Genomic DNA, 6,017 nt, shown 5'->3' with positions numbered 1-6,017 from the left:
TAAAGTAACCGGCGACCGCAAATATCTTGACCGGGCAGCAGCAGAAATGGTGCTCTATTTAGATAAGCTGCAACGCCCGAACGGGCTTTTCTACCACGCTCCGGATGTTCCATACATCTGGGCAAGAGGCGCCGGCTGGATGGCAGTAGGCATGCCGTACCTGCTTCGTGAGCTGCCTAAAGATCACAAATACCGCCAGCGTATCATGGAAGGCTATCTTGCCATGATGAAAAGCCTGAAAGAGTACCAAAGGCCGGATGGCATGTGGAACCAGCTTATTGACCAGGCAGATTTCTGGCCGGAAACATCCGGTACTGCGATGTTCACTTATGCATTTATTATAGGCGTTCAGCAAGGCTGGTTAAATGCAGCCGAATACGCTCCTGCAGCACGAAAAGCATGGATGGCCATGGTTTCGCATATCGATGAACGTAATAATGTAACCGAAGTTTGTATTGGCACAGGCAAAAAGAATGATAAACAATATTACCATGACCGCCCACGTAATGCGGGCGACCTTCACGGGCAGGCGCCCTACCTGTGGTGCGGAGCAGCACTTTTAGGGAAATAGTTGGGTATTTCATACTGCCGTTGATGTTGTTCCTGCACAAAGGTCGCAACATCAACGGCTTAGCCTGCTCCTTTAATTTTGGGACGATTCGACAAAAAGTTGAATAAAATGCACGGGGAAAGATTTTTTACTTCGTACCACAGTATTAGGGTTAATGATCATCCACGACGATAAACCACGTAGATCAGCTATATGAAAGCCTTTACGCAGTTTTCCGATGCTCAAAGGGGAAAGGCGTCTCCACAAGAAAAAGCGGTACGTAAAAACTTCCAGGATTCGCGCCGATGAATATTCCACTTATGACAGCCACAAAACATTATTCCCTAAAGCCAATTGAATAAAAGTGCCGGTGGTGCTGCGATGACCCAGCGGTATCCGTCACTATCAACCGTGCCCGGATGCGTATCAACCAAAATATATGCTATTATAAATTCATCGCGATAAAGATTAACTGATCATTATGGAGAAAAATTCTACGAAAACCAGGGAAAGCCAGGCGGCTGACTGGTGTAAAAGGTGCTTATTGCCTGGATTATTCGGGGCCTTATTGTTTTGGATGCTCCCATTTTGCGCCCAGGCACAGCAGCAAACTATCACCGGCCGGGTTACAGACACGCTGGGTAATGGAATACCAGGTGTTACAATTGCCGCTAAGGGAACAACCGTGATCGCAAAAACAGATGCATCCGGTAACTTCAGCATTCAGGCTGAGAGAGGTGTTCCCCTGAGAGCTTCGCACGTAAGCTTTATCAGCAGAGAGGTGATACCGGATAAAGGACCTCTGACCATTATACTGCAGCAAGCTACCAACGAGCTAAATAATGTGGTTGTTATTGGTTATGGCACCATGCGAAAGAAAGATCTTACGGGGGCAATAACTTCTATCCGCCCGAATAAGATCGCAGATGAGAATCCCAAAACGGTTCAGGACGTAATACGTGGTACACCGGGTGTGAGCGTAGGGTTTGATCCTTCTGCAAAAGGAGGTGGTACGATACGGATCCGCGGCCAGCGTTCGGTGTATACCGATGGCGGGCATAATGATCCTTTGCTGATACTGGACGGTATGATCTTTTATGGAGAGCTGTCTGAAATTAATCCTGATGATATTGACCAGATCGATATTCTTAAAGATGCATCCGCTGCTGCAATCTATGGCGCAAAATCAGCCAACGGGGTTATTATCATCACTACAAAAAAAGGTAAAAAGGGAAAGCCTACTGTTAACCTAACCACCAATTTCGGCGTTGCTGATATGGCGGCAAACAGGAGGGTGCTGGGACCTGAGGCTTATATGCAATACCGGCAGGACTGGTATACCGCTGCTACCTACGGCATTAATTCCGCAACAGGCGCTTATGAACCTTATATATCAGAAACGGCAACAGCCGGTAAGCTTGGATATTATGAAACGCCTACCGATGCAATGCTGCAAAAATACGGGATCACGATCGATCAATGGAGGAACTATTCAACAAATACCCCTAACGCATCTGATAAAGAGATCTATGCTAAACGCTTAGGCCTTCAATTCACTACTTTGGATAACTATCTGAAAGGTAAAAGCTTTGATTGGTATGATCATAGTTTCCGTACCGGCTTTAACCAGGATTATAACCTCAGCGTATCCGGCGCCAGCGATAAAATAAATTATTATTTATCTGCAGGTTATTTGTCGAACCAGGGAGTGGTTGTGGGCGATAATTACCGGGCCATGCGCTCCAACCTGAAAGTGGACGGCAAGGTCACCGACTGGCTGGATATCAGCGCCAATGTGAATTTCCAGGACCGGTCCGATGGAAATCTGGCAGTTAACTGGGGATCGCAGATCACGAACAACAGTCCTTTTGCAGCTTACAAAGATGACGATGGAAACCTGGAAGTACACCCCATGGGCGATGAAATGACTGCCAGCAAAGGATATAACTATGATTTCAATAAACAGTACATGAAGCTGGAAAGGGGCTATACTGTGTTGAATACCATTCTCTCTGCCAAAATAAAATTGCCGTTTAATATCAAGTACTCCTTTAATGTTTCTCCCAGGTATCAATGGTATTATAACCGCTATTTTGAATCGTCAGAGCACCCGGACTGGCTGCCAATTAATCATGGGGTAGACCGGAACTGGGCAAAACGTTTTGACTGGTCCCTGAATAATACGCTAAGCTGGGAACAAACTATTGCAGATAAGCATAAGGTAAATATAACCCTGGTGCAGGAAGCAGAGGAACGGCAGTATTGGAGCGATGTTATTAATGCACGTAATATTTTGCCCAGTGATGCATTGGGATTCCATGAAACCGGCACCGGCGATCCGCTTAACAGCAGCTTTAATACGGACGATTCTCATGAAACGGCTGATGGTTTGCTGGCACGTGTGTTTTATTCGTATGATGACCGTTATATGTTAACGGCCTCTGTGCGCCGCGATGGTTATTCTGCTTTCGGTACTTCAAATCCGCGGGCTACCTTTTTCTCCACCGCTTTTGCCTGGACATTTACGAATGAAAATTTCTTTAAATGGAGTCCTTTGAGCAATGGTAAATTGCGTTTGTCTTACGGACAAAACGGGAACAGGTCGCTTGCCAATCCCTACATCGCATTGGCTAATCTTGCCAATGGCGCCACCACTCAGGGCTACGTAGACGCCAGCGGCAATTATACCCAGTATTACTATTTAAGGATTGACCGTATGGCAAACCCCCATTTGCAATGGGAAAAAACTACGGCATATAATATCGGGCTGGATCTCGCTTTCTTAAATAACCGGATCAGCACCACCCTCGATTATTATCACATGCCCACCACGGATATGATCATGAGCCAGTCGCTGCCCGATTTTTCAGGATTTACCAGCATCACTACCAATTTAGGAGAGGTGCAGAATAAAGGTTTTGAAATTTCTGTGAGCTCACAGAATATAAGAACGTCCGATTTCAGCTGGAATACCACTTTCGGGTTTTCGAAATATAAGAACACGATCAAGCATCTTTATTATCAGTATGAGGATGTGTTAGATGCCAATGGAAATGTAATATCCTCAAAAGAAACGGATGATATCTCCAACGGATGGTTTATCGGGCAATCGACCAGCGCCCTCTGGAACTACCGTGTAACGGGAATATGGCAGGTGAGTGAGGCGGCTGAAGCGGCTAAATACGGCCAACGCCCCGGGGATCCTAAAGTAGCTAATAACTACACGGCAGACGATATAAAGAATGCTGACGGATCTACAACCGCGGTTTATAATAATAAGGATAAGGAATTCCTGGGCCAGGGTACTGCACCTACTATGTGGTCATTGCGGAATGATTTTACCTATAAGAATTTCAATTTCTCCTTCAATATCTATTCTTACTGGGGCAATAAAAGCTTAAGCACTTCTTACCTGAACCAGGACAATGGTGTTTCGCAGGTTACGTACAATGCCAATACGTATGAAAAACAGTATTGGACGCTTGAGCATCCGAGTGATTTCTGGGGGCGGCTGGATGCGAGAGGTCCTTCCGGAGTAGCAGCGCCCAACAGGGTCTTCGACCGTTCTTTTATCAGGCTTGATAATGTGTCAATTGGTTATACCATGCCACACAAGCTGCTTTCACCAGCAGGAATTGAAAACCTGAAGCTCTATGGCACGGTTCGCAACGTGGCTGTGTGGAAAAAAGACAAGAACTGGAATTACTGGGACATAGAGACCGGTGATATGGCACCGAGAATTTATACACTTGGATTAAACGCGACCTTCTAAACTTTGACGCATGAAAAATAACTATATAATAAAAATACTCTTCGTGGTGATCGTATCCTCAACGATTGCCGCCTGTAGTAAGAATTATCTGAAGCCGGATCCTTTATCTTTCTATGAGCCTGAAGCTACTTTCTCCACCAAGTCGGGGCTGGATGCTGCAATAGGCATGTGTGACAAGCATTTGCGGGCTTACTGGAGCTATATTACCACCCGGGATATTTCAGTGCCCATTAATACCGAATATATGCTGTCGGACATGGCCGTATCCGGTAAAACGGACGATGGCGGCATCTTTGCAGATGTGGCTACACGCCTTACTCCAACAGACGGTATGTACACGAATGATGTGAACATGCTGAGCTATTTCTGGGGAGAAACCTATAATGGCATTAAGTATGCGAATACCATCACCTCGTTCATTGATAAAGTTCCAGGTCTGGATGAAGCCACTAAGCATGAATACATCGGCAGGGCCTACTTTCACAGAGCGTTCCGTTACCTGGCCTTATGTTTCCAGTTTAACAATGTGCCTTTGATCACCAAAATACCCTCTACGCCAAAGCAAAACTATAAGAGCAGCAGCCGTGAAGCTATTTTGGAAATGATCACTAAAGATATGGAGAATGCGGTGCAATGGGTGCCCGATCAGTCCAGCATGGCTTATGTAGGCATGATCAATAAAGGCGCCTGCCGTCAGCTGCTGATCAAATGCTACCTGGCTACCGGTCAGTGGGACAAAGCAATTGAGCAGGCCGATATCTTAATTAATAATTCAGGCTATTCATTAATGACGGCTTCATTCGGTACGTTTGAAAGCCCGCAGGAAGCCACCTGGCATATTACGCGGAATGTGATATGGGACCTGCACCGCCCGGTGAATAAATGTATCCCGGCAAATAAAGAAACCATTCTTGCTATGCCGAACCGTGATAATACGGATGCCGCAATAAAAATGCGCACCATGCGGAACTGGGGTCCGATGTGGAATATTTCCAACCTGGTTTCGCCTGCAGGGAAATTTATGCAATGCTATGCTTCATCCAGCGGCTCTTACCGGGCTAACCTGGATTTTAATTCGGCGGTGGGCCGTGGTATTGCAATGATCAGGCCTACCTATTTTGCAGAACATGAGCTGTGGAACGTAAACGGAATGGAGGATACGGCAGATCTGCGGCACAACAGCCGGGTGGGTAACTGGGCCAGAATGGATTCCCTGAAGTATAACGATCCTTCGGATAGATTGTATTTCGGCAAGAATCTCAGGCTTTATGATGGCAACAAACTTTTGTGTACCGACACCGTGCGTAGCTGGTTCGATTGGCCGCATTATAAGGTTTTTGCAAATGACGTTGATCATATTGGCAATGCTGCAAGTAATAACAACAGGGGAGGGGCGGCCGACTGGTATTGCTACCGTCTTGCGGAAACCTACCTGCTTCGTGCAGAAGCCCAGTTTTATAAAGGAAATATAGGCGCAGCTACAGCAGATGTAAATATGGTAAGACAAAGGGCCCAATGCCAGCAATTATACGGTGCTGTTACGATCGGCGACATTGCCAATGAACGTGCCCGTGAATTATGGATGGAAGAATGGCGGCACATGGAGCTAAGCCGCATGTCATACAGCCTGGCCTTAAGCGGCAAAGCGGATGAATGGGGAAATACCTATAATGTAAATACCCTTTCAGACAATAG

The 6,017-nt window shown here is 46.2% G+C and carries 3 protein-coding genes; all 3 read left to right on the top strand.

The annotated features are described in order from the left end of the window. Positions 1 to 571: glycoside hydrolase family 88/105 protein (locus VIM87_RS12815; RefSeq protein WP_331997375.1), on the top strand; the 571-nt coding region annotated here is incomplete at its 5' end. 556 nt (positions 572 to 1,127) lie between these two features. Beyond that, complete coding sequence (locus VIM87_RS12810; RefSeq protein WP_331997374.1) at positions 1,128 to 4,322, top strand: SusC/RagA family TonB-linked outer membrane protein; 3,195 nt, start codon at positions 1,128 to 1,130, stop codon at positions 4,320 to 4,322. 10 nt (positions 4,323 to 4,332) lie between these two features. Continuing rightward, a partial coding sequence (locus tag VIM87_RS12805; RefSeq protein WP_331997373.1) for a RagB/SusD family nutrient uptake outer membrane protein occupies positions 4,333 to 6,017 on the top strand: 1,685 nt, incomplete at its 3' end.

Source organism: Chitinophaga sp. (assembly GCF_036569125.1).
Lineage (GTDB): Bacteria > Bacteroidota > Bacteroidia > Chitinophagales > Chitinophagaceae > Chitinophaga.
This window is presented reverse-complemented; position numbering and strand designations above follow the sequence as displayed.